The 21859-nt window shown below is 59.3% G+C and carries 19 protein-coding genes; 8 read left to right on the top strand and 11 right to left on the bottom strand.

Annotated elements, in window-relative coordinates; translation table 11 throughout:
* The first annotated feature begins 211 nt into the window (after nt 1–211).
* Nucleotides 212–1606: an APC family permease gene (locus LLY24_RS00780; RefSeq protein ID WP_259034363.1), complete on the top strand. Its 1395-nt coding sequence runs from the start codon at nt 212–214 to the stop codon at nt 1604–1606.
* 154 nt (nt 1607–1760) lie between these two features.
* On the top strand, nt 1761–1925 hold the full coding sequence (locus LLY24_RS00775; protein ID WP_259034362.1) for a hypothetical protein: 165 nt from the start codon (nt 1761–1763) through the stop codon (nt 1923–1925).
* Between the two features lie 14 nt (nt 1926–1939).
* On the opposite strand, the gene hpaR is transcribed toward LLY24_RS00775, so the two are convergent.
* From hpaR to hpaD (LLY24_RS00750), 5 genes are all read right to left on the bottom strand, one after another.
* Nucleotides 1940–2374, bottom strand: a complete 435-nt coding sequence (hpaR, locus tag LLY24_RS00770) for a homoprotocatechuate degradation operon regulator HpaR (RefSeq protein ID WP_259034361.1) — start codon at nt 2372–2374, stop codon at nt 1940–1942.
* A 175-nt stretch (nt 2375–2549) separates the two neighbouring features.
* Complete coding sequence (locus tag LLY24_RS00765) at nt 2550–3893, bottom strand: sodium/glutamate symporter (RefSeq protein ID WP_259034360.1); 1344 nt, start codon at nt 3891–3893, stop codon at nt 2550–2552.
* Nucleotides 3894–4087: 194 nt separating this feature from the next.
* Complete coding sequence (gene gabD / locus LLY24_RS00760; RefSeq protein WP_259034359.1) at nt 4088–5539, bottom strand: NADP-dependent succinate-semialdehyde dehydrogenase; 1452 nt, start codon at nt 5537–5539, stop codon at nt 4088–4090.
* A gap of 60 nt (nt 5540–5599) precedes the next feature.
* The gene (gene hpaI / locus LLY24_RS00755) at nt 5600–6403 is read right to left on the bottom strand and encodes a 4-hydroxy-2-oxoheptanedioate aldolase (protein WP_259034358.1); all 804 of its coding nucleotides are present in this window, start codon (nt 6401–6403) and stop codon (nt 5600–5602) included.
* Between the two features lie 30 nt (nt 6404–6433).
* A complete protein-coding gene (gene hpaD / locus LLY24_RS00750; RefSeq protein ID WP_259034357.1) occupies nt 6434–7288 on the bottom strand; it encodes a 3,4-dihydroxyphenylacetate 2,3-dioxygenase in 855 nt (284 codons plus the stop codon).
* Between the two features lie 139 nt (nt 7289–7427).
* Here hpaD (LLY24_RS00750) and hpaA point away from each other — a divergent pair, with 139 nt between their 5' ends.
* Nucleotides 7428–8327, top strand: a complete 900-nt coding sequence (gene hpaA, locus LLY24_RS00745) for a 4-hydroxyphenylacetate catabolism regulatory protein HpaA (RefSeq protein ID WP_259034356.1) — start codon at nt 7428–7430, stop codon at nt 8325–8327.
* 12 nt (nt 8328–8339) lie between these two features.
* Here hpaA and LLY24_RS00740 read toward each other — a convergent pair whose 3' ends face one another.
* From LLY24_RS00740 to LLY24_RS00720, 5 genes are all read right to left on the bottom strand, one after another.
* Nucleotides 8340–9140, bottom strand: coding sequence for an FAA hydrolase family protein (locus LLY24_RS00740; protein WP_259034355.1), 801 nt, complete (start codon nt 9138–9140; stop codon nt 8340–8342).
* Nucleotides 9127–10017 (bottom strand): fumarylacetoacetate hydrolase family protein, encoded by an 891-nt coding sequence (locus LLY24_RS00735; protein ID WP_259034354.1) that lies wholly within the window; start codon nt 10015–10017, stop codon nt 9127–9129. The genes LLY24_RS00740 and LLY24_RS00735 overlap by 14 nt, the downstream gene beginning before the upstream one ends.
* Nucleotides 10018–10086: 69 nt before the next feature.
* A complete protein-coding gene (gene hpaD / locus LLY24_RS00730; RefSeq protein ID WP_259034353.1) occupies nt 10087–11067 on the bottom strand; it encodes a 3,4-dihydroxyphenylacetate 2,3-dioxygenase in 981 nt (326 codons plus the stop codon).
* 90 nt (nt 11068–11157) lie between these two features.
* Nucleotides 11158–12666, bottom strand: coding sequence for a 5-carboxymethyl-2-hydroxymuconate semialdehyde dehydrogenase (hpaE, locus tag LLY24_RS00725; RefSeq protein WP_259034352.1), 1509 nt, complete (start codon nt 12664–12666; stop codon nt 11158–11160).
* A gap of 28 nt (nt 12667–12694) precedes the next feature.
* Nucleotides 12695–13081 (bottom strand): 5-carboxymethyl-2-hydroxymuconate Delta-isomerase, encoded by a 387-nt coding sequence (locus tag LLY24_RS00720; protein WP_259034351.1) that lies wholly within the window; start codon nt 13079–13081, stop codon nt 12695–12697.
* Nucleotides 13082–13508: 427 nt separating this feature from the next.
* Between LLY24_RS00720 and LLY24_RS00715 the strand changes: the two genes are divergently transcribed.
* From LLY24_RS00715 to LLY24_RS00700, 4 genes are all read left to right on the top strand, one after another.
* Nucleotides 13509–15395 carry an FAD-binding monooxygenase gene (locus LLY24_RS00715; RefSeq protein ID WP_259034350.1) on the top strand — a complete coding sequence of 629 codons (1887 nt, stop codon included), beginning with the start codon at nt 13509–13511 and terminating at the stop codon, nt 15393–15395.
* Between the two features lie 238 nt (nt 15396–15633).
* Complete coding sequence (locus tag LLY24_RS00710; protein WP_259034349.1) at nt 15634–16716, top strand: TRAP transporter substrate-binding protein; 1083 nt, start codon at nt 15634–15636, stop codon at nt 16714–16716.
* Nucleotides 16717–16779: 63 nt separating this feature from the next.
* The gene (locus tag LLY24_RS00705) at nt 16780–17280 is read left to right on the top strand and encodes a TRAP transporter small permease (RefSeq protein ID WP_259034348.1); all 501 of its coding nucleotides are present in this window, start codon (nt 16780–16782) and stop codon (nt 17278–17280) included.
* Nucleotides 17281–18597 carry a TRAP transporter large permease gene (locus LLY24_RS00700; RefSeq protein WP_259034347.1) on the top strand — a complete coding sequence of 439 codons (1317 nt, stop codon included), beginning with the start codon at nt 17281–17283 and terminating at the stop codon, nt 18595–18597.
* A gap of 158 nt (nt 18598–18755) precedes the next feature.
* Here the strand turns inward: LLY24_RS00700 and LLY24_RS00695 are convergent, their stop codons facing one another.
* On the bottom strand, nt 18756–19748 hold the full coding sequence (locus LLY24_RS00695) for a helix-turn-helix domain-containing protein (protein WP_259034346.1): 993 nt from the start codon (nt 19746–19748) through the stop codon (nt 18756–18758).
* Between the two features lie 262 nt (nt 19749–20010).
* Between LLY24_RS00695 and LLY24_RS00690 the strand changes: the two genes are divergently transcribed.
* Entirely contained in the window at nt 20011–21627 is a 1617-nt protein-coding gene (locus LLY24_RS00690; RefSeq protein ID WP_259034345.1) for a GMC family oxidoreductase, read from the top strand.
* The last annotated feature ends 232 nt before the right edge of the window (nt 21628–21859 follow it).

The following is a 21859-nucleotide window of genomic DNA, read 5'->3' as shown; positions in this document are numbered from 1 at the left end:
ATGAACATATTCATGGTCTACCGGGTAGTGCTGGCAGAAAATCCCCCAAATGGGGGAGCACCAAAGGTGCCCATTAGCCAGGGTCAGCACGGCAAGCAGAAGAAACTGTCTGGCAGCCGCGAACAAGAACGACATCGGGATAAGGTGCACATTGATCTCAGGCCGTCCGAATCGGCCGCACAATAATTAAACTGGCAGGAGACAATTCATTATGCTCGATACCTCGAAGACAGGCTCGGCGCCTCTGGTCAGCGCTCCGGCGCGCCAAGCGATCGGCTTCAATACCATGATCGCCATCTGCGTAGGAACCGTGGTCGTCCAGGGCGCTATGGCATCGGCCCTACTGGGCTTTGGCATCGGCGGCCTGAGTTTTTTGGCCGCCATGCTGGCGGCGACGCTGCTGGCCGTTTGTAACGCCATGAGCTTCTCGGAGCTTTCACTGATGTATCCGCAGGCGGGCACGCTTGCCACCTACACGCAAAAAGCGATCGGCCATTTTCCAGCTATCGTTTCGGTGTTTGCCGGCTACGTGGTAGTGGCCATCTTTGCGATTCCGGCCGAGTTTTTGCTGGTCGATGCTCTGCTCCAGACACTCTTCCCCGAAACGCTGCCCTCTCACATAGTGCCGATTCTGCTACTGGCGACCATTGCCATACTCAACATCCTGGGCACCGACGTGTTTGCCAAACTGCAAAACGTGTTCACTTTCGCCATGGTGGTCGCCATTTTAGTGGTCGGCGCCACGGCGCTGATCCAGCCACCGACACCAGAGGTGGCGCAGGCCGCACCCGGCATCAACTGGGGTCTTGGCGGAATTACCGATGGCAGCTTTATCGGTTTGATCGCGCTGGCGATGTGGATGTTCGTCGGCTGCGAGTTCATCTGCCCCATGATCAACGAGATCCGTCAGCCAGAGAAACGCATACCTCGCGCCATGTTCCTGTCGCTGGGCATCATCTTCGTGCTGTTTTCGATCTTCTGCCTCGGCGCTGGCTACTATCTCTCCGTTGAAACACTCACCACCTCGCCTCTGCCGTACCTCGATTTAGTCGATGGCGTCTTCGGTCAGGCTGGACTGATCATCGCTACCGTAATGGGCGTGACTGCGACCTGCAGTACGGTCAATACGGTGCTGGCTGCCGTACCCCGTATGCTCTCCGGCATGGCCGACAACGGCCAGGCGTTTGCCATCATGGGCAAGCTCCACCCACGCTATAAGACGCCCTGGGTCAGCATCCTCTTTATAGCCGTCGGCGTGCTCGTACCCTTTCTACTGATCCAGCCCGACCAGATCATCGCGCTGGTGATCGCGGCGGCGACCAGCTGGCTTCTGGCCTACATCGTGGCGCATATCGATGTCATCGTACTTCGCCGCCGCCGTCCCGATCATCGCCGCCCTTACCGCACGCCCTTCTACCCGCTGCCGCAGATCCTGGGCATCATCGGCATGGCGTACGTAGCGGCCAACGCCTCACCCTCACCCGAGATGACCACGCTGATCTACACGTTGCTGGGCGTGGTACTCGGCATTGTCAGCCTGATCGCCATCGTGTGGGTCAAGTTCAAGATGAAAAAGGGGCTATTCGAGCCGGATCTGAGCGAGTAACGCTTTACGTTGACCAACGGGGAGGCCGACAACGCCTGTGCATTGTCGCGCCCTCCCGGCTATCACTGCCTGTCGGACCAAGCCATGAGCTTCTGCTGTCTGACCAATATGGCCATCAAGAAGAGCCGAGCGCTTTCGCTCACAGCTCTTTTTGGTGGCCTGCGGCTTCGATGCCAACGCGGCGGACCCGCTAGCGCGTATGCTGCTCTCGAGTAGCGCCTTTAGCGATATGACCCGTCAGGTTCGAGAGCAGTTGAAAGTTGATAAGGCCGCTTTTCTCGAGCGTACGATTCGTAACATGGAACGGTCAGCGCACTGACCGAACGTAAACGCTTACTCTTTGGAGTCGAGCTGTTGTACTTCTTCGAGCAGCTTCATCAGCGTACGGTACTTCTCGGGACCAAGCCGCTGTTGAATTTTGTGGTACTGGCGCATCATCTCGTCTTTCATGCTATCGAATAGCTCGTTGCCCTTGGGGGTCAACGTGACGCACAGCCGACGCTGATCGTTTTCGGGCTTCCAGCGCGTGACCAAGCCGTTTTGTTCCAGACGCACCAGTACGCCGGTCAGACTCGGGCGCAGGATGCAAGCGAGCTCAGCCAGTTGGTAGCTTTCTAGCGTCTGCTCTTCGGCTTGCCACAGGATACGGATCACCCGCCACTGCTGTTCGGTAATGTTATTGCGGTTAAGGTGTGGCCGAAAAAAATCCATGGCGGATTCACGGGCCTGAAGCAGGGCCAAGGTCATTGAAGGAGTCGGTCGCGCCATGTGCTGCCCTTTCTAGAAGATTCCATAGAGTTAGCGGCTTTTCTGCTGCGAAATCGCCAAAGATGAATGCAATGCAGGCCTTATCAAAAAGTGACGCTATCATACACATTTTGGTAGAGGTCATTCTGCCATCAAGATGATCGAGCGCTCGACCTGATCGACGTTCTCACGACATCTAGTGAACGTCGGAAAGACCATGTCGATACCACTTCAACTGGTGTGATACCAGCAGGATCGCGACAAGGATCAGCACGCTTGCTCCCACATATAGCCACCCCGCTCCCGCCAGGAGAATCAAGGGCGAGAAGGTAACGATCAGAATTTCGAACGGCGCCGATAGCACGTAGGCAAAGCCGAACTCATCCAACGTTTTACTCTGCATTTTTGGATCGACGATCCTTAATAGCGCGATTCCCATCGCCACCGTGCCGGTAAACCAGCCCCAGCCAAAGATACCTTTCTCGAAGCTATAAGAAGCGTAGAATCGGGGCGCCATGAAACGCAACATCAAATAGCTGAATACAATACCGAAGATCATCAGTATCAACAGAGGAACAAAGTAATCACGTGCAACGGACAAGTTAATGGACGCGATACCAAAGGCGACGAGTACATCCGTCGAACAACCGCCGATATGGTTTAATACAGGGGGGCTTACGTATTTCTTGATATCGCAGCGATTTAACCAAGCGTTCACCATTAAACCAAACAGAAACGCGATAGCAAACGTAGGCGCGGCAAAATCGAACAGCCAAATAATGGCGCTCTGAATCCAGAAAGCAGCCGCCGCCACGCCCAAAACCAATAGAGCATGAAACAAAAGTGGATCGATCGTCATCGAGGATACCGTCTCGATGTTCACGCTAGAGCGCCTATCCTCGGGCACCAAACCCGTACGCATTTCAACGGGCAACTGATCGTAACCATGAATGAAGCTACTCTCTCCGCGCTGCACACTATGACGAATGATGACCATGCCGCCAACGATGGAAGCCAATACGCCAACAGTCGCCGCCGTCATCCCCAACGAGGTGGCCTCGGGCCAGCCATTATCGGCGAACACACTGCCAATTGCCGCAGCAGAGCCGTGGCCACCAATAAACCCGGCCGCTAATAAAATACCGAAGCCATCAGGTAAATCGGGCCAGAATGGCTGCAATGCGATCAGAGTGATCAACACGCCTCCACCGTACATTCCTACCATGCCTATTGCGCCATAAGACCACATGCTTCCGGCATAACGCGTCATCTCACCCATGTTAAAGCGACGGGTATTCAGCGCTAGCGATGCAAATATCAACGTAATCAGTATTCCGGGATACTGAGCGATATTGTTCGACAGCGGCAGCCATGCAAAACCGTTAGGGCCTGCTATCAACCCCATCAGCCCCGCGATAATACTTGCTGGAAGGAATAACTTTTGCACCCATTGGATTCGGGCCCGTAGCACGACGCCTAACAGGAAAAGGATGGCCATAATCCCTGCATCATTGATGATATTCATCAAGGTGATATTCATTTTTATAATCCGGCAGCCTTACAAAAGTCCAAACTACATTGCGGTTTACACGCAAGTAATCGACGAATATCTGGCATCAAGAACGACATGGTTAACGTAATTAAAAGCATGTCGAAAATTAATCACCGATAGCGTGGCAGAAACACACTTTCAAAAAAACGGTCGGCATATTCATGCCGACCAGCCATCTTTACCTATTTGATACCCATACACAGATACTTGACCTCGAGGTAGTCCTCGATGCCGTAGTGCGAGCCTTCGCGGCCGACGCCGGAGGCCTTGATGCCGCCGAACGGGGCGACTTCGGAGGAGATGATGCCTTCGTTGATGCCGACCATGCCGTATTCGAGCGCCTCGCCCATGCGCCAGCTGCGACCCAAATTCTGGGTGTAGACGTAGGCCGCCAAACCAAACGGCGTGTCGTTGGCCGTGGCGACAGCCTCCTGCTCGGTGCTGAAACGAAACAGCGGCGCCAGCGGGCCGAAGGTCTCCTCACCGGCTACGTCCATGGCCGAGGTCACATCGCCCAGCACCGTGGGCTCGAAGAAGTTACCCCCCAGCGCGTGGGACTGGCCGCCGCAGAGCACCTTCGCGCCGTGGCCGATAGCGTTGTCGATGTGGGCGCGTACCTTGTCGACGGCCTTCGAATTGATCAGCGGCCCCTGCTGGGCGCCATCTTCTTCGGCGGCGGCGACCTTGAGCGCTTTAACGGCAGTCACCAGCTTCTCGCTAAAGGCGTCATAAACCGCATCGTGGACCAAAAAGCGATTGGTGCAGACGCAGGTCTGGCCGCTGTTGCGGAATTTCGAGGCGATCGCGCCTTCGACAGCGGCATCAAGATCGGCATCCTCGAACACGATAAACGGCGCGTTGCCGCCAAGCTCCATACTGACCTTCTTGATGGTACCTGCGCACTCTTCCATCAACTGGCGGCCTATCTCGGTGGAGCCGGTGAAGGAGAGCTTGCGGATAATCGGGCTGTGGGTGAGCTCGGTGCCAATCTCGCCAGCGCGCCCGGCCACCACGTTGAACACCCCGGCTGGGACGCCTGCGCGCTCGGCAAGCTCGGCCAGAGCCAGCGCGGAAAGCGGCGTCTCCGAGGCGGGTTTGAGTACCATGGTGCAGCCGGCAGCCAGTGCCGGGCCCGCTTTGCGGGTGATCATGGCGATGGGGAAGTTCCACGGCGTGATGGCCGCCACTACGCCCACCGGCTGCTTGATGACGACCAGCCGACGGCCAGGTTTATCGTGGGGAATCACGTCACCGTAGACGCGCTTGCCCTCCTCGGCGAACCACTCGATGAAGCTAGCGCCGTAATCCACTTCACCGCGGCTTTCGGCCAGCGGCTTGCCCTGCTCCGCGCTCAGAATACGCGCCAGATCTTCCTTGTGCTCTTGCATCAGCGCGAACCAGCGCTTGAGGATTTGCGAGCGTGCCTTGGCGGTCATCTCGCGCCAGGCGGGTAGAGCGGTGTTGGCGGCCTCGATGGCGCGCTGGGTATCGCCCGCCCCCATGCGCGCCACACAAGCAATGGTGTCGCCGTTGGCGGGGTTGGTTACGTCAAAGGTATCGCCGCTATCGGCATCCAGCCACTGGCCGTCGATATAGCCCTGTTGACGTAGAAGTTTCGAATCAGTGAGGTTCATGGTCGGTTCCGAATAGAGGCCAGCCCCAAGGCTTGGCCTGATGAGTCAAAAGAGGAAGGCTCAGTACACCGATGATGCAGATGCCGACGGGGCGCCGCCGCCCTTGAACTCACCGGCCAGGGCTTTCAGCGCGCCCATTAGCAGGCTGGTGTCGACTCCCACGGCCACGAAGGTGGCGCCAAGCTCGAGATAGCGCCGGGCCAGCGTCTTGTTGGCCGAGAGAATGCCGGCGGCCTTGCCAGCCTTCTGGATACGCGCGATACCGTCCTCGATGGCGGCCTGTACATCGTCGTGCCCTGGATCGCCGCGGTGACCGAGAGAGGCGCTGAGATCCGCCGGGCCGATGAAGACGCCATCGACGCCCTCGACGGCAGCAATCTCGTCGAGATTTTCGAGCCCTTGTTTGGTCTCGATTTGAACCAGCAGGCAGACCTCGCCATCGGCGTGATCGAGATAGCCTGGAATCGAGTTCCAGCGCGAGGCGCGGGCCAGCGCACTACCCACCCCGCGAATGCCTTCTGGCGGGTAACGCGTGGCGCGCACCAGTTCACGGGCCTGTTCGGCGGTGTCCACCATGGGCACCAGCAGGGTCTGCACGCCGAGATCCAGATACTGCTTGATCGTCGCCGCATCGCCTACCGGCGGGCGGGCAATCGGCTGAACCGAATAGGGCGCGACGGCTTGAAGCTGTCCGAGGATGGTGCGTAAATCGTTCGGCGCATGCTCGCCGTCGATCAGAAGCCAGTCGAACCCGGCGTTGGCGGCAAGCTCAGCGCAGTAACCGTTGGCAAGGCCCAGCCAGAGACCGATCTGGGCTTGCTGGTTGCCAATGGCCTGCTTGAAGGTATTGCGGGGCATGTCCATGAGGCACTCCTTGAAAGTTGGCGTATGGCGTTACATCGGGAAAACGGCGTTGATCTGACCGGTACCAGAGCTGCCGAACGGCGCGGTCAGGATCTCCGCCGGACGGTCATAGCCCTCGCCGAGCACGCCCATCAGCATCGCGGTGTCGTGCATGCCGCCCTCGCCGTAGCAGTGCTGGGCGTACTCCGGCAGCATGGCGCGAAACTCGTCGAACCTGCCTTCGCGCCACAGCTCGACCACGCGCATATCCATCTGACGGTCGAACTCACGCGTCCAGCGGTGCAGGTTCTCGAGCGCATTGACGTTGTCGCTGAAGCGATGCGATAGCGACCCGGACGCCAGCACCATGACCTTGTAATCGCTTTCTTCGATTGCGCGGCGCACGGCTTCGCCGAAACGAATACTGTCGTTGAGATCGTGCCAGGCATCCCAGGCGGCGATGGAAATCACCTTGAAGGGCTGCTCATCCGGCACGTCCATGTGCATGTAGCGCATGGGCACCAGGGTGCCGTACTCGAGCTTGAGGCTCTGAATGTTGTGCGCCATGGTGCGGATATCCGAGCGATTGGCGTGCTCGGCGATCGCGTTGCCAAGGTCCGGACAGCCGGTGTACTGGTAGGCCATGTTCTGAATGAAGTGCGGCAGTTCGTTGCTGGTGTAAAGACCTTCGAAGTGGTCGCCACAGTTGATGTGGTAGCCACTGTTGACCAGCCAGTGCGTGTCGAACACCACGGCGACGTCGGCGCCAAGCGCGCGGGCGCGACGGGCGATCTCCTTGTGCCCGGCGATGGCTTCGGCGCGACAGCCGTGGTGCGGGCCGGGCTGCTCGGAGAGATACATCGAGGGCACGTGCGTGATCTTGGCGGCGAGAACGATTTCACCCATGAGAAAACTCCTTGTAAGGGACGGGCGGGATCGAGCGACCTGAACAACAGGCAGTCAACGTCATGGAGCCAAGCGTCCTTTGGTGGTTAATATAAGTGCTTGCCGGGCAGACGCCCTGCACAGGCTCAAAAGGGTGACCATGACGCTGGAACCTATCCCCAACATCACGATCGGCCAGGAGTACGATCAGCGGTACGCCGATGCGGCGGTGCATTACGATGCGCTGGGCCCCATGGCGGACTTCTATGGGCGCAACATGCCGGTGCATCATCATGACCGCTTTTTTCAGGTGCACTACGTCATGCGCGGCATGGTACGGGTCTATCTGGACGAGCGGCCGTTTCATCAGCAGGGGCCGATGTTCTTTCTGACGCCGCCGACCGTGCCGCATGCCTTCACGACCGAAGAAAGCAGCGATGGTCACGTACTGACGGTACGACAACAGCTGGTGTGGTCGCTGCTCGAGGAGACGCCGACGCTGGGCGACGCTTCGAGCGTGGCGCCCGTGTGCGTGGCGACCGGCCGGGTCAGCGACGACACGCGACCGGAGGTGAACCGGGTCGAGCGGCTGTTCGATGAGCTGCGTCTGGAGTTCGAGGCCAACCGCCCTGGCCGCGAAACCGCGCTGATCACCCTGACGCGGTTGATCTTCGTAAGCCTTTTTCGGCTTTCGGCCAACTCGCTCAAGGCCCAGAGCGTGCGTCACGACGAGCTGTCGCTGTTTCGCCGCTTCAATCTGGAGATCGAGGCCCACTACACCGCGCACTGGACGCTGGCGGCCTACGCCCGCGCGCTCAACGTCACCGAGGCGCGCCTCAACGCCGTTTGTCGGCGCATCGTCGGCGTGCCCAGTAAGCGAGTGATTCACGATCGTCTGATGCAAGAGGCGCGGCGCCTTCTCACCTTCACCCGCATGAGCGTCAACGAGATCGCCTACCAGCTCGGGTTCAAGGACCCCGCTTACTTTTGCCGATTCTTTGCGCGCCATGCGGGCACTACCCCCTCGAATTACCGCGGCAACCCGCCAGGCCTTGGCTAGCGGGCGGCCCGTTTAGTCGAACGTCAACGCCACGAAGCCGAACGCGCCGTAATCCGCTTCGATCCGACTGCCCGATGGGCACTCTATCGGGCCGATGAAGGAGCCCGACAGGATGACCTGACCGGCCTCGATGCGCTGGCCGTAGGTCGCCATGCGCCGGGCCAGCCACACGATGCCGGTGACCGGATCGTCCAGCACGCCAGCGCCCAGCCCCGTGGCCATGACATCACCATCGCGTTTGACGATCGAGCCAACCCAGCGCAGATCGAACGCTTCGGGGTCGTGGCGCTCGGCGCCGAGCACGATGCCGGCATTGGCGGCGTTGTCGGAGACGGTATCGACGATCACCCGGGTTTTGCCGGTCTCGTCGTCCTTTCTGACGATGCGGGTATCGAGAATCTCGATCGCCGGCGCCACGTAGTCGGTGGCGGCCAGCACGTCCTCGCGGGTGACGTCGCCTTCCAGCGGTGCCTTCATGACAAAGGCGATCTCGGCCTCGATACGCGGCTGGATGAAGTGCCCCTTGGGGATCACCGCACCGGTGTCAAAGCGCATGTAATCGTAGAGCACGCCGCTATCTGGCGTGTCGATGCCGAGCGCGTCCTGCATGACGCGAGACGTCAATCCGATTTTCCAACCGATGATGGCATGCTCCTGGGTCTTGCGTGCCATCTGAGCGGTCTGGATAGCGTAGGCGTCATCCAGCGTCATGTTCGGATAAGCCTTTGACAGCAGGCTGATCTGCTTGCGGCTTTTCTCGGCCTCGAGCAACGCTTCTGCCGCCTCGTTGACCTGGGTTTCAGTGAGCGCCATGGCGTTCGTCCTCCACGCCGTTTACCAGTTTGCCGATACCCTCGGCCTCGACCTCGATCACATCGCCTGGCTTGAGCCAGACCGGCGGCTCGAAACGTGCACCGGCACCGGTGGGCGTGCCGCACACGATGACGTCACCCGGCACTAACGTGGTGAAGGTCGAGACATAATTCACGATGTAGCGGAAATCGAACATCATCCGCGAGGTGCGATCATTCTGGCGCACTTCGCCGTTGACGCGGGTGGTCAGCTCGATATCGTCGAGCTGTTCCGCGCGCTTGAACGGTACCAGCCACGGGCCGATGGCACCGGTCGCATCGAAGTTCTTGCCCTGGGTGACGTTGAACTTGGCGTGGCGAACCCAGTCGCGGATGGTCCCTTCGTTGCACAGCGTGAGTGCCGCGATGTGCTCATAGGCCTTCTCACGGGGGATTCGACGACCGCCCTTGCCGATCACGATGGTGACTTCGCCTTCGTAATCGAGCTGTTCGCTCTCCGGCGGGCGCACGAGATTTTCGTTATGGCCGACGAAGCTGCGCGGAAAACGAATGAACAGCGAGGGCTTGTCCGGCGCGGCTTGGCCATCCTTGTACTCCTCGTTGCGCGAGGGAAAGTTGACGCCGACGCAGATCAGCTTCTCCGGGTTAGTGATCGGAATCAGATAGGTGACGTCTTCCTCGCGGTAGCTGGGGCTGCGGCCTTCGGCGACGTTCAAGAGCTCATCGATGGCACCGGCCTCGATCACTTCCTTGAGGCCCTTGAAGCGGGCGCCGAACTCCGGGGTCAAATCGACGATGCCGCTGTCGGTGACGACCCCGAAGCGGTCGGCGCCGTTGGCCCGAAAGGAGGCAAGACGAGGCGGTAGAACGTTACTCATGAAAACTCTCCTGAAAGCCCGAGCGTCCGGGCCTTGTGAATCACTGTTGCGACGCAGTAGTCGGTCGGCTCAGGGCGCGACGATAGGCGTGGCGTTGAGCTGGGAATCCTTGGGTTCGAGATCGACGAACTCGGAGCCGTGTTCGAACCAGGAGCGCGGAGCAGGCGCGCCCCAGAGCGTCTGACGCTGCGGATCTTTCAGATCCCACTTGATCGCTTCCATATCCGGGTCGACGGTCTGGTAGTCGGAGCAGTAGATCTCGATGCGGTGGCCGTCCGGGTCGAGAATGTAGAGAAAGAAAGCATTGGAGATGCCGTGACGGCCCGGTCCGCGCTCGATGTTGCTCACGTAGCCGGTAGTAGCCATCAAATCGCACAGATCGATGATATTCAGGGGTGTTGGCACCCAGAACGCAGTGTGGTGCAGGCGCGGGCCGCGACCGTTGGTGAAGGCCATGTCGTGTACGCCACCCTTGCGGTGGGTCCAGGCCGCCCATAGCTTGCCGCTCTCCTCGTCTTCGGTGTATTCGGTGACGCGAAAGCCGAGCTGGTTGTAGAACTCGACCGCCTTGTCGACGCTGGGCGAAAACAGGTTGAAGTGGTCGATGCGCAGGGGCTTTACGCCCTTGTAGAGCGCGTACTGCTGATGGATAGGCGCGAGCCGGTCCATCTTGAAGTAAAGCTCGATCGGCACGTCGAAGCAGTCGGTAGTGCGCAGTGTACGGCCCTGATAGGGGCGCTCGACCCACTCGACCGGATGGCCCTGGTCCTTGAACCAGTCGTGGGCCTTGTCGAGCTCCTGCTCATCGAACACCTTGAACGACAGCGACTGAACGGTGGCGCTATCGCTTTTCTCCAGCACGATACAGTGGTGACCGCGCTCTTCCATCGCGCGCAGATAGATGCGCTTATCGTCTTCATCGGTGACCTGAAGCCCGAGGGTGTCGACGTAGAAGTGGCGGCTCTTGCTCAGATTACGGACGCCGAACACCACGTGGCTCAAGCGAATGATGTTGAACGGGGGGTAGAGATTGGGCGTGGGAATGGGCATGGCGTGTCTCCTTTTCAGGACCAGCTAAGAGTGTCAAAACCAACGGCTATTCGAAGGCCGGGCGGTACGTACCGCCCGGCCCGAGTGGCATCATCCGAGCTTCGGCACCTGATGAACCTTGCGCGGGAAGGAGACATTGACGGTCTCCATGTAGAAGTCGAACGACCAGTCGCCGCCGTCGCGGCCGATACCGGAGGACTTCACGCCGCCGAAAGGTGACGGCAGGTGGCGCACGTTTTCCGAGTTGACCCAGATCATGCCCGCTTCCAGCGCGTCGGTCAGGCGCATGGCGCGGTCGAGGTCGTTGGTCCAGAGATAGGCCGCCAGGCCGTACTGGGTATCGTTGGCCAGACGCAGCGCTTCTTCTTCGTCCTTGAAGGGAATAGCGGTCAGCACCGGGCCGAAAATCTCTTCCTGAGCGATGGTCATGTCGTTACGCGCATTGGTGAACAGCGTCGGGCGTACGAAGCAGCCCTGTTCGCCCACCTTTTCGCCGCCGGCGGCAATGGTAGCGCCCTCTTCGCGTGCCTTGTCGAAATACGACAGCACCTTCTGCTCGTGCTCCGGGTGGATCAGCGGGCCCACCACGGTATCCGGGTCCAACGGATGGCCAACCTTCACGCCGTTAGCAACCTCGGCCACACGACGGGTGACCTCTTCGTAGATGCTTTCGTGCACCAGCAGGCGTGACGACGAGGTGCAGCGCTCGCCGTTGAGCGAGTAGATCATGAAGGAGGCGGCGTTGACGGCGCGCTCGATATCGGCGTCGTCGAACACGATGACCGGGTTTTTGCCGCCCAGCTCGAAGTGAAAACGCTTCAGCGTCGGCGCGGCCTGGGCCATGATCAGTTGGCCGGTGCGGCTTTCACCGACGAAGGCGATCGCCTTGATACCGGGGTGTTCGGTCAGCGCCTTGCCCGCGCCCTCACCCATACCGTTGACCAGGTTCAGCACGCCCTTGGGCAGCCCGGCTTCTTCGGCAATCTCGACCAGCAGCTTGGCGGTCATCGGCGAGAATTCCGCCGGCTTGTGCACCACGGTGCAGCCCGCAGCGAGCGCCGGGGCGATCTTCCAGGTGGAGAGCATGAACGGCGTGTTCCACGGCGTAATGACGCCGATAGGCCCCAGCGGCCGCTTGGAGGTCACGTTCATCTGGGTGTCGTTTCTTAGCGCAAGGCCGTCTTCGGCCTGGGGCGCCTGATCGGCGTAGTAGCGGAAGTTGGCCGCCCCCCGGATGGCCGCCTTGGACATGAAGCGCAGCGACTGCCCGGTATCCATGCACTCGGTGAAGGCGATCTCTTCGGCACGGGCTTCGATTGCCTCGGCTACCTTGATCAGAATCGCGCGGCGCTCCTTGCCCGGCGTCTTGCTCCAGGTCTTGAAGGCCTTTTCGGCGGCCTGAACGGCGCGGTCGATGTCGCTGGCATCACCGTGAGCGACGTTGGCCAGCGGCGCAAGATCCACCGGCGATAGAGTCTCGAAGGTCTTGCCGGAATCGGCGGGCACCGACTCACCGTTGATGTGGTTCAGGACGCCTTCGTCGCGAAAGCGCTTCATGTACGCCTGAGCGCGGGCAATGTTGTCGTTCATTTGACTCATCGAAAATTCTCCTGAAGAGGGGTGGGGCTCACTGCCGGGACAGCCGAGCGTGAATCGGCGTGTCCTTCCAGCTCAGCGCGGCATCGATTTCACGGATTTCAAGCGACAGGGCGAAGTGCGGGGTTGCGAGCGGGCCAGCCAGCACGCTCTGTACGGCGGCGAACAGCTGGTCGCCTGCGGCTTTCAGGTCTGCCTGGGAGCGTCCGCTTCCCACGCTCAGCGTCATGGCTAAAAAATCGTTGTCGGGGTGGTCGTCGGCCACGATGCAGTGATCGGCGGCAAAGGCACGAATGCGAATCCCCGCCATTGGAAAAAGCGTGGACGCCGTCATGACCCGATGAGCGGCCTTGCATACGTCATTCATGTCGATTCGCTGCTCGAGGTCTGGCGAGTACTCAATATGCAGATGGGGCACATCGTTCTCCTTGAAACCGAAAAAACCGTGGAATGAGCGGGTCCATCGCTTACTTGTTAACATATTAATGAACAAGCAAGCAGTCGCTGTCAAGCAGTCTCGGATAATCATTTAGCCATATATGAATCGATGGTTACTCACTTCTTACTGCCAGTAAAGTAAAGACATTTATTCTTTATCACACCATATTGTTTATAAATTAATGAATTAGCGTGATGCGTTAATTTACGCTCGACCAAGGTAGGGGCCTTTTTTATGAAAAGTACAATCTAGGGGAGCTAAAACACATCCCCATGGGCTTATCGAATGGTCAGCATGAAGGCGTCATGGCACCCAGGGCACCGGGTATCGAGATCATGCCAGGGCCTCATCTCGATACAGCTGCGTGTTTAGCGGAGGGTGTCGCTACGCTCAAAAAGGAATCACCATGCAATTTCATCACTATGGCTACGTATCCGGCGACCCGCGCAAACAGCCAGCGACGAAAGAAGGACTCGACCGGCCCGACGAGTTGCCCGAAAAGGTCGATGTCCTGATCGTCGGCACCGGCCCTGCGGGCATGATCATGGCCGCGCAGCTTGCCCAGTTTCCCAACGTTCGCACCCGTATCATCGAGCGCCGCCCGGGACGACTGGAAATTGGCCATGCCGACGGCATTCAAGCGCGCAGCGTCGAAACCTTTCAGGCTTTTGGCTTCGCCGACCGAATTACCGCCGAGGCGTACCGGATTACCGAAATGGCCTTCTGGAAGCCGGACCCGAACCGCCCCGAGCACATCGTTCGCACCGCCCGTACGCCGGATGACCCGAAAGGCATCAGCGAGTTTCCTCATCTGATCGTCAACCAGGCGCGGGTACTCGATTACCTAGCCGAGGCCGCCCTGAACGGCCCCGCACGTATTCGCCCGGACTTCGGCATCGCCTTCAATGGCCTTACGATCGATGACGAAGGTGACTACCCGGTCAGGGTCTCGCTGCGCATGAACGCCGATACGGATCAGGAGCGTGAGCGTACCGTGCGCGCCCGTTACGTGGTCGGCTGTGATGGCGCGCGAAGCAGCGTGCGCAGTGCCATTGGCTGCAAACTGGTGGGCGATCAGGCCAACCACGCCTGGGGCGTAATGGATGTACTGGCGAAGACCGACTTTCCGGACATTCGCACCAAGTGCGCCATTCAGTCTCGATCAGGCGGCAGCATCCTGCTCATTCCGCGTGAAGGCGGGCATCTGTTTCGCATGTACGTCGACCTGGGCGAAGTGCCCGTCGACGGCAGCAGCGCCGTGCGCAATACGTCTATCGATCAAATTATTCAAAAGGCCAACGACATTCTCGCGCCTTATACGCTGGATGTGCGTAACGTGGCCTGGCACAGCGTCTACGAGGTAGGCCATCGCCTCACCGATCGCTTCGACGATGTCGAGGACCCGTCTTCCGGCCGACTGCCACGCGTATTCATCACCGGCGATGCCTGCCATACCCACAGCGCCAAGGCCGGCCAGGGGATGAACGTCTCGATGCAGGATGGCTTCAACCTGGCGTGGAAACTGGGCCATGTGCTCAGCGGTATCGCCCCGAAGCGCCTGCTGTCCACCTATTCCGCCGAGCGCCAGACGGTAGCGAAGAACCTGATCGACTTCGACAAGCAGTGGTCGTCGATGATGGCCAAGCGTCCGGAAGAGTTCGACACCCCCGACGAGTTGGAGGCGTTCTACACCCGCACCATCGAGTTTCCGGCAGGTTTCATGACCGAGTACACGCCGTCCATGATTACCAGCGACGCCGAACACCAGGCACTTGCTACCGGCTTTCCGGTCGGCAAGCGCTTCAAGTCAGCCCTGGTATCGCGGGTCTGTGACGGCAACCCGCTGCAGTTGGGCCATCAGGCCAAAGCCGACGGCCGCTGGCGACTCTATGTGTTCGCCGGTGCCGATGCCCAAAAGACGGCATCCAACACCCATCGTCTGGCCGAGTGGCTAGCTAACTCGAGCGACTCTCCGCTCAATGCAGCACTTTTGGGTAGCACGTGGGTCGACTGGTTCGATGTCAAGGTGATCTACCAGCAGCGCCACGAAGAGATCGCCATTGAAAAAGTACCGGACGTTTTCAAGCCTGAGGTAGGCCCGTTCGCGCTGGTGGATCTGGAAAACGTGTTCGGCGTGGCCCCCGATGAGGATATCTTCGACGCTCGTGGTATCGACCGCGACGGCGCGGTGGTGGTGGTGCGCCCCGATCAGTACGTGGCTGATGTGCTACCGCTTACGGCCACCGACGCGTTGACGCGCTTTTTCGGCCCGCTATTGAAGATGGACCAATAAACGGGATGACGTTACAGGCCTCGGGTAGGGGGCCTGTAATTTCAACGTCATTATCATGTGCTGTTTTTAAAAGCATGAGACTAATGTATGGCTTTTTATTAACGTCATATTGTTTATATATTAATGAAATTACAGAGAGGCGCATAAAAGCGCTCCTTGTATGAGTCGCTCGGGCGAGCCCGAAGGTTCGAGCGCTCTTTTCACTCCTGCCTCTGATTCCACAATAACGGAGACTGCCATGCGTCATTCGTTCGCTTTTCGCCGCACCGCGCGCGCCGCACTGGGACTTTCTGCGCTCACTCTGCTAACGGCAGTACTACCCGCCCAAGCGGCAACGACGCTCAGAATCATGCATTTTCTACCGGCCATGTCGAATGCCCAGCAGCAGGTCATCGAACCCTGGTGTGAGGAACTCGAAACCCGCTCCGAAGGCGAGCTCAAGTGCCAGATCTACCCGTCCATGCAGTTGGGCGGCACGCCAGCGCAGTTGGCAGATTCGGTGCGCAACGGCGTGGTGGATATCGGCTGGACCGCGCTTGGCTACTCCGCCGGGCGCTTCCCGCGCAGCGAAGCGCTGGAGCTTCCGTTCATGCTGCCCGCCGGTGGCGTCGATGCCAGCCGCATTGCTTGGCGATTCAGCCAGGAGCAGGCCGCCGATGATTTCCGTGAGTTCAAAGTACTGGCGGTACACAGCGACGGCGGCAGCGTTTTTCACACTCGAGAGACACCGATTTCGACTCTTGAGGATATGAACGGACTGCGCCTACGGGCCTCGACGCGCATGGCGTCACAAATCGTCGACGAGTTGGGCGCTTCGGCGGTGAGCATGCCGCCAGCGCAGATTGCCGATACGCTAGCCAAGGGCGTGATCGACGGCGCCTCGGCCTCCTGGGAAGTCGTGCCGCCAACCAAGCTCAACGAAGTGACCTTTTATCACACCGATACCGCCAACGATCAGGCCACCCCGACCGTGACCGTGCTCGCCATGCTGATGAACCAGCGAAGCTACGATCGCCTACCTGAAGCCGCCCGCCAAGCGTTGGATGAACTAAGCGGTGAAGTACTTTCGGAGCGCTTTGGCCGCGCTTGGGACGAGGCGATTGCCCGCGCCCGCGACGATGTCGCTTCTGATGATGCTCACACCGTCATCACGCTGGACGATGAAGCCTGGCAGGCCATGGAGGAAGCTACCCAGGGCGTGGCAGCGCAGTGGATGGCCGATCAGCAGGGCGGTATTGATCGCCAGGCGCTCGCGGCGTCGCTGACGGCACTGGTCGAGGAAGAAGCGCCGACGCTCGAGCATAGGGCTTCACATCAGTAGGGCGACACATCAGTAGATCGATCATCTGAACGACTTACGACACAGGTTTCAAGGAGCACCGCCATGAGGATAGTGCTGAAAAGGTCCGCCATTGCCCTGGCGCTACTCGGTGGGCTTCTGCTGGTCTGCGCGATTGGTATCTCGCTGATCTCGATGTTGGGCCGGCGGCTCTGGTCAGCGCCACTTTCAGGGGACATCGAGCTTTTGCAGATGATGATCGCCGTTGCCGTGGCCTGCTTTCTGCCGCTTTGTGAAATCAACGATCGCCATATCCGTGTCGATATCGTGGGAACGATGTTTCCCGAGGGACTGAATCGGGCGCTTCTGGCGCTCGCTCACTGGACGCTGGCGCTGGTCAGCGCCTTGCTGGTCTGGCGCACGGCGCTGCTGGCATTGGATAGCCTGGCCTACAACGCCCAGAGCACTCAACTGGGCGTTCCCCAGTGGATTCCCCAGGCCGCCATGCTACCGGGGCTTGCCATGCTGGGCGTTTGCGCACTCTACATGGGCGTTCGCAGCCTGTATTACGCCAGCGACGATGACACCGCCGGGGAGGGTATTTGAATGGGAGGCATCGAGATAGGCGCCATCTCCCTTGGCATACTGCTGGTAATGCTGGGGATTCGCCTGCACGTGGGAGTGGCGATGCTACTGGCCGGAGCGATCTGCTACTGGCTGGTGTATGATGGCGAGCTCGGCTCACTGCTGTTCACGCTCAATAATCTCACCTACGCGCGCTTTTCAAGCTACGACTTGGCGGTCATTCCAATTTTCGTGCTGATGGGGCAGTTCGCCATCCACGGCGGGCTTTCGGCGTCGCTGTTTCGCGCCTGTGCCAGTTGGATCGGACATTGGCGGGGAGGGCTTGCAATGTCAGCGGCAGGCGCCTGCGCAGGATTCGGCGCTATCTGCGGGTCGTCGTTAGCCACGGCGACTACCATGAGCCAAGTGGCACTACCGGAGCTCGAACGCTACCACTACGGCAAGGAGCTTGCGACCGGCACCGTGGCGGCGGCGGGCACGCTAGGCATACTGATTCCGCCGTCGGTACCGCTGATCGTCTACGCGGTGCTGACCCAGGAGTCGATCGCGGCGCTGTTCATGGCGGCAATACTGCCAGGCGTGCTGGCGATGATCGGCTATATGGTGGTCATTCGCCTCATGGCCATGCGCACCATGCGCGACGTCGAGCGGGCACCGCGTCACTCTTGGAGAGAACGGTTCAAGAGTCTGCGCGATATCGCACCGATACTGGTGATATTCATCGTGGTCATCGTCGGGCTTTACGGCGGCTGGGCCAACCTCACCGAGGCGGCGTCCATTGGCGCGGCGGCCTGCGGCATCTACGCGGTCGTGCGTGGCGGGATGCGCCTATCCGGGTTCTATAAAAGTGTGATCGGTACCGCCGAGGCCACGGCCATGATCTATCTGGTGGTCATTGGCGCCGATCTTCTCAACAGTGGTCTGGCCCTGGGCCAGCTCCCCTCGACGCTGGCGGAGTGGGTAATAAACAGCGGCTTTGCGCCGCTTGCCGTACTGGCGCTGATTCTGGTGCTGTACCTGCTGCTGGGCTGCGTCATGGACTCGCTGTCGATGATCCTGCTCACCATTCCCATTTTCTACCCGGTGATCATGGGGCTCGAGCTATTCGGCCTGACCGGGGCGGAAAAGTCCATCTGGTTCGGTATCGTCGCGCTCATGGTGGTCGAAATCGGGCTGATTACGCCACCGATGGGAATGAACCTGTTCATCGTGCAGAAATACAGCCGAGGCACCACCTTAGGCACCGTCAGTCGCGGCATCATACCGTTTCTGGGGGCGGACATGGTGCGCATTGCTATCGTGGTGTTCATACCAGCGCTCTCACTGGTCTGGCTCTAGCACCACTTTTAAAGATACAGAGCACGTCTTAATACAGAGCATCTCTCGTTGCCGACCTCCGGGTCGGCTTTTTTGTCTGTCTTCCGCTTTTTCCTTCACCGCAATCGTCGTAGGTGACGGGTACCCTAGCGAGGGCGAGCACGGGGTATTTTGAGTCCTCAGCGCAGGGGTGGCTCAAGTGGTGGGTAGCCAGCCTTGTTCTGAAGCGCGCTGCGAGTTTGCTGAGGGGTTTCGCCGTAATATGCTTTATAGCGTCGGCTGAAGTGCGCCGCATCGTTGAACCCGCACTCGAAGGCAATCTCGCTAATACTGCGATTGACCTGATGAGGGCTATGCAGCGTTTTTCGGCATCGAGCCAGACGCTGTTGCCAGATGTAATTTTGTACGCTCACCCCCTGGGCAGCAAAAAGGCGATAAAGCGTTCGTCTCGAAATATTAAGCATTCGGGCCAAGTCGTCGGCAGTCAGTTCATCATGAAGATGTTGTAGCACATAGCGTTCGACCTGCCCCCACAGCACCGGCTGGTTGTCGCTGGCGTACAGGCGCCCAGCCAACGTACCTAGCTGCTTGAGTAGCGCCAACGCGCATTCAAGGCGGGCACGTTGGCTATAGGTAACCTGCAGTAGCGGTTCAAGGGAGCCGAACAGTCGCTTGCAGTCAGCCGCCATATGCGTATCGCGGCCCAGATAAAGCAGTTCTTTGCGCGGCCAGGCACCCAGATGATGGTGCGCCAACTCAACAGATAAATCGACGATCAGCATTTCCATATCGCCAGCGAATCCATGGCCGTAAGGCATGCGGGTGTCGTAAATAACGATGTCCCCCGGCGCGTGCTGGACACAGCGAGTGCCCTGATAGGAGAAGCCGTAGCCCGAAAGCATGAAACATAGAAAGACCGAATGGCGACTGTCTTTCGCGATGTTGGCTTGGCTTCGCTGTACGCAGTGGCGTTGGGCGCGTATCTGATTCAAGCGCACCCGTTCCAGGTCGGTGTGACGTAGCGACGCCTCGATGGGATGGTCGGCATCGCCGGGAAAGTCGACATCAATGAGGCATTCGTTGACGCAGTCACGCCAGAATTGATGGCGTTCAGCAAGGGGAAGTTGACTCGTTGACAGCCAACTGCCCTCTGGGGCTACGGCTTTCTTCAAAAGGCCTCCTAACCCGCCCAGGTATCGTCGCTGGTAGTAACCAGGGAAGATACCGCCCGGCCTATTGATAACATATTAACAATTAGCCGTAGTGCGCGTTTTTTCGCCCTCTGACAAGGGTATACGCCAATAGTCGCAAGTGAATGGTTGAGTCAAGCATCTGGCACGTTGAATCAAGCAGTTCTTCGCTGGGGTCGGTAACGTAACTCCCAGTGCATTGATTTATATAAATTATCTATCATAAACAAATGGATAGAGTAAAATGACTCAACCTGACTACATTGTTGTGGGTGGCGGCTCTTCAGGCTGTGTAATGGCGCACCGGCTAACCCAGGCGGGCAAGAAAGTACTGCTGCTCGAAGACGGGCCGCCGGATGACTCTCTGTTCGTCCACATGCCTGCAACCTTCGTCAAGGTACTGGGCAGCAAGCGCACGGTGATCTATGAAAGCGATCCCCAGCCTGGAGTGAACGGGCGTATCTCTTACGTACCGCAAGGGCGCACGCTCGGAGGAGGAAGCTCGGTCAATGCGATGATCTACATTCGCGGTCAGGCCAGGGATTACGATGACTGGGAAGCGCAAGGGTGCACCGGATGGGGATGGCGGGATGTCCTGCCGATCTTTCGTCGTGCCGAAAACCATATGCGCCTGGGCGGCGATTACCACGGCAACGCAGGGCCTTTACGCGTTAGCGATACGCGCCACCGCCATCCGCTCAGTCTCGCCTTCGTCAAGGCGGCACAGCAGCGCGGACTGGTTTACAACGACGATTTCAACGGCCGGGATCAAACCGGCGTCGGCTTCTATCACACCACCACCTTCGACGGCCAGCGTGGCAGTACCGCCACGACTTATCTGGCAGCGGTCAAGGATAGCCCCAATCTCGAGATCAAGACTGGCTGCTACGTACATAAGCTACTGTTCGACGACGACAAGCGGGTGACCGGCGTCGAATACCGCAACAGTAAAGGCGCCATGGAGCGCGTCAACGTCAGCCAAGAGGTCATCCTGTGCGCCGGAGCGCTGGCCACGCCCAAGATTCTGATGCTTTCCGGCATTGGCCCTCAGAGCGAGCTAAGCAAGCATGGCATCGAGCAGATCGCCGTGAGCGCTCAGGTAGGCGAAAACTTTCAGGATCATCTCGAGGTAAGCGTGTATGGACGCACAAAAGCCCCTATCAGCCTGTTTGGGCAGGACAAGGGGCTGAAAGCACTCAAAAACGGCATTCAATGGACGCTTTTCCGCACTGGGCTTTTGAGCTCCAACGTGGTGGAGTCGGGCTGCTTTGTGGATACCGCTGGCGAGGGCCGTCCGGATATCCAGTTCCATGTCGTGCCCACGTTGATGGGCGATGTGGATCGCGAGCCGCTAAAAGGCCACGGTATCACGTTGAGCCCATGCTTTTTACGGCCTCGTTCGCGTGGGTCCGTGCGGCTTCGCAGCGCCGTTGCCGAAGACAGGATGCTGTTCGATAGCGGGGCGCTCTCCGTCCAGGAGGATGTCGATGCCATGGTGCGTGGAGTTCGTCTGGCGCGAGAGATACTGCGTGCCCCGGCTCTTGCCGAGCTGATCGACCACGAGCTTTTGCCCTCCGCCGAGGAGGAGGTTTCCGATGAAGCGCTCGAGGCCCACGTTCGAACCTACGCCAAGACGGTGTATCACCCTGCGGGCACCTGCCGCATGGGCTCGGATGCCCAAGCCGTCGTCTCGCCGCAGCTCGAGGTGAACGGCGTCAAGGGCGTGCGCGTGGCTGACGCGTCGGTCATGCCTACTTTGATATCGGGCAACACCAACGCGCCGGTCATCATGATCGCCGAGCGCTGCGCCGAGTTCGTTCTGGGAAGTGCCAAAAACGACAGAACCCATCGTACTTCCTGATACCAGTCAATGACGCCTGACTGCTTTTCCTCAGTGGATATTTCCGGGATGCAGTGATGGCTTCATCTTTTCAAAACGCGATGCGAGGCAGTGCAAGGCCGGTTTTCGTCAGCCGTAGACAAGAACCGCTCACGGCTGCTCGCTAGCCTGTCAGGTGAAGGCTCCGCCTCAAGAAGGCGCGATATGCCTGGATAAAAAAGCTGCACAACAAAAGTAATGCCATTACGGGAAG

The sequence above is a fragment of the Halomonas dongshanensis genome (assembly GCF_024790395.1).
Taxonomy (GTDB): domain Bacteria; phylum Pseudomonadota; class Gammaproteobacteria; order Pseudomonadales; family Halomonadaceae; genus Vreelandella; species Vreelandella dongshanensis.
Note: the sequence above shows the minus strand (reverse complement) of the source record. Positions and strands in the feature narration are given on the sequence as shown.

What these genes read in the sequence shown, in the direction of transcription:
- LLY24_RS00780 (WP_259034363.1), top strand. Translation starts at nt 212, where the DNA reads ATGCTCGATACCTCGAAGACAGGCTCGGCGCCTCTGGTCAGCGCTCCG.
- hpaR (WP_259034361.1), bottom strand. Translation starts at nt 2,374, where the DNA reads ATGGCGCGACCGACTCCTTCAATGACCTTGGCCCTGCTTCAGGCCCGT.
- LLY24_RS00765 (WP_259034360.1), bottom strand. Translation starts at nt 3,893, where the DNA reads ATGAATATCACCTTGATGAATATCATCAATGATGCAGGGATTATGGCC.
- gabD (WP_259034359.1), bottom strand. Translation starts at nt 5,539, where the DNA reads ATGAACCTCACTGATTCGAAACTTCTACGTCAACAGGGCTATATCGAC.
- hpaI (WP_259034358.1), bottom strand. Translation starts at nt 6,403, where the DNA reads ATGGACATGCCCCGCAATACCTTCAAGCAGGCCATTGGCAACCAGCAA.
- hpaD (WP_259034357.1), bottom strand. Translation starts at nt 7,288, where the DNA reads ATGGGTGAAATCGTTCTCGCCGCCAAGATCACGCACGTGCCCTCGATG.
- hpaA (WP_259034356.1), top strand. Translation starts at nt 7,428, where the DNA reads ATGACGCTGGAACCTATCCCCAACATCACGATCGGCCAGGAGTACGAT.
- LLY24_RS00740 (WP_259034355.1), bottom strand. Translation starts at nt 9,140, where the DNA reads ATGGCGCTCACTGAAACCCAGGTCAACGAGGCGGCAGAAGCGTTGCTC.
- LLY24_RS00735 (WP_259034354.1), bottom strand. Translation starts at nt 10,017, where the DNA reads ATGAGTAACGTTCTACCGCCTCGTCTTGCCTCCTTTCGGGCCAACGGC.
- hpaD (WP_259034353.1), bottom strand. Translation starts at nt 11,067, where the DNA reads ATGCCCATTCCCACGCCCAATCTCTACCCCCCGTTCAACATCATTCGC.
- hpaE (WP_259034352.1), bottom strand. Translation starts at nt 12,666, where the DNA reads ATGAGTCAAATGAACGACAACATTGCCCGCGCTCAGGCGTACATGAAG.
- LLY24_RS00715 (WP_259034350.1), top strand. Translation starts at nt 13,509, where the DNA reads ATGCAATTTCATCACTATGGCTACGTATCCGGCGACCCGCGCAAACAG.
- LLY24_RS00710 (WP_259034349.1), top strand. Translation starts at nt 15,634, where the DNA reads ATGCGTCATTCGTTCGCTTTTCGCCGCACCGCGCGCGCCGCACTGGGA.
- LLY24_RS00705 (WP_259034348.1), top strand. Translation starts at nt 16,780, where the DNA reads ATGAGGATAGTGCTGAAAAGGTCCGCCATTGCCCTGGCGCTACTCGGT.
- LLY24_RS00700 (WP_259034347.1), top strand. Translation starts at nt 17,281, where the DNA reads ATGGGAGGCATCGAGATAGGCGCCATCTCCCTTGGCATACTGCTGGTA.
- LLY24_RS00690 (WP_259034345.1), top strand. Translation starts at nt 20,011, where the DNA reads ATGACTCAACCTGACTACATTGTTGTGGGTGGCGGCTCTTCAGGCTGT.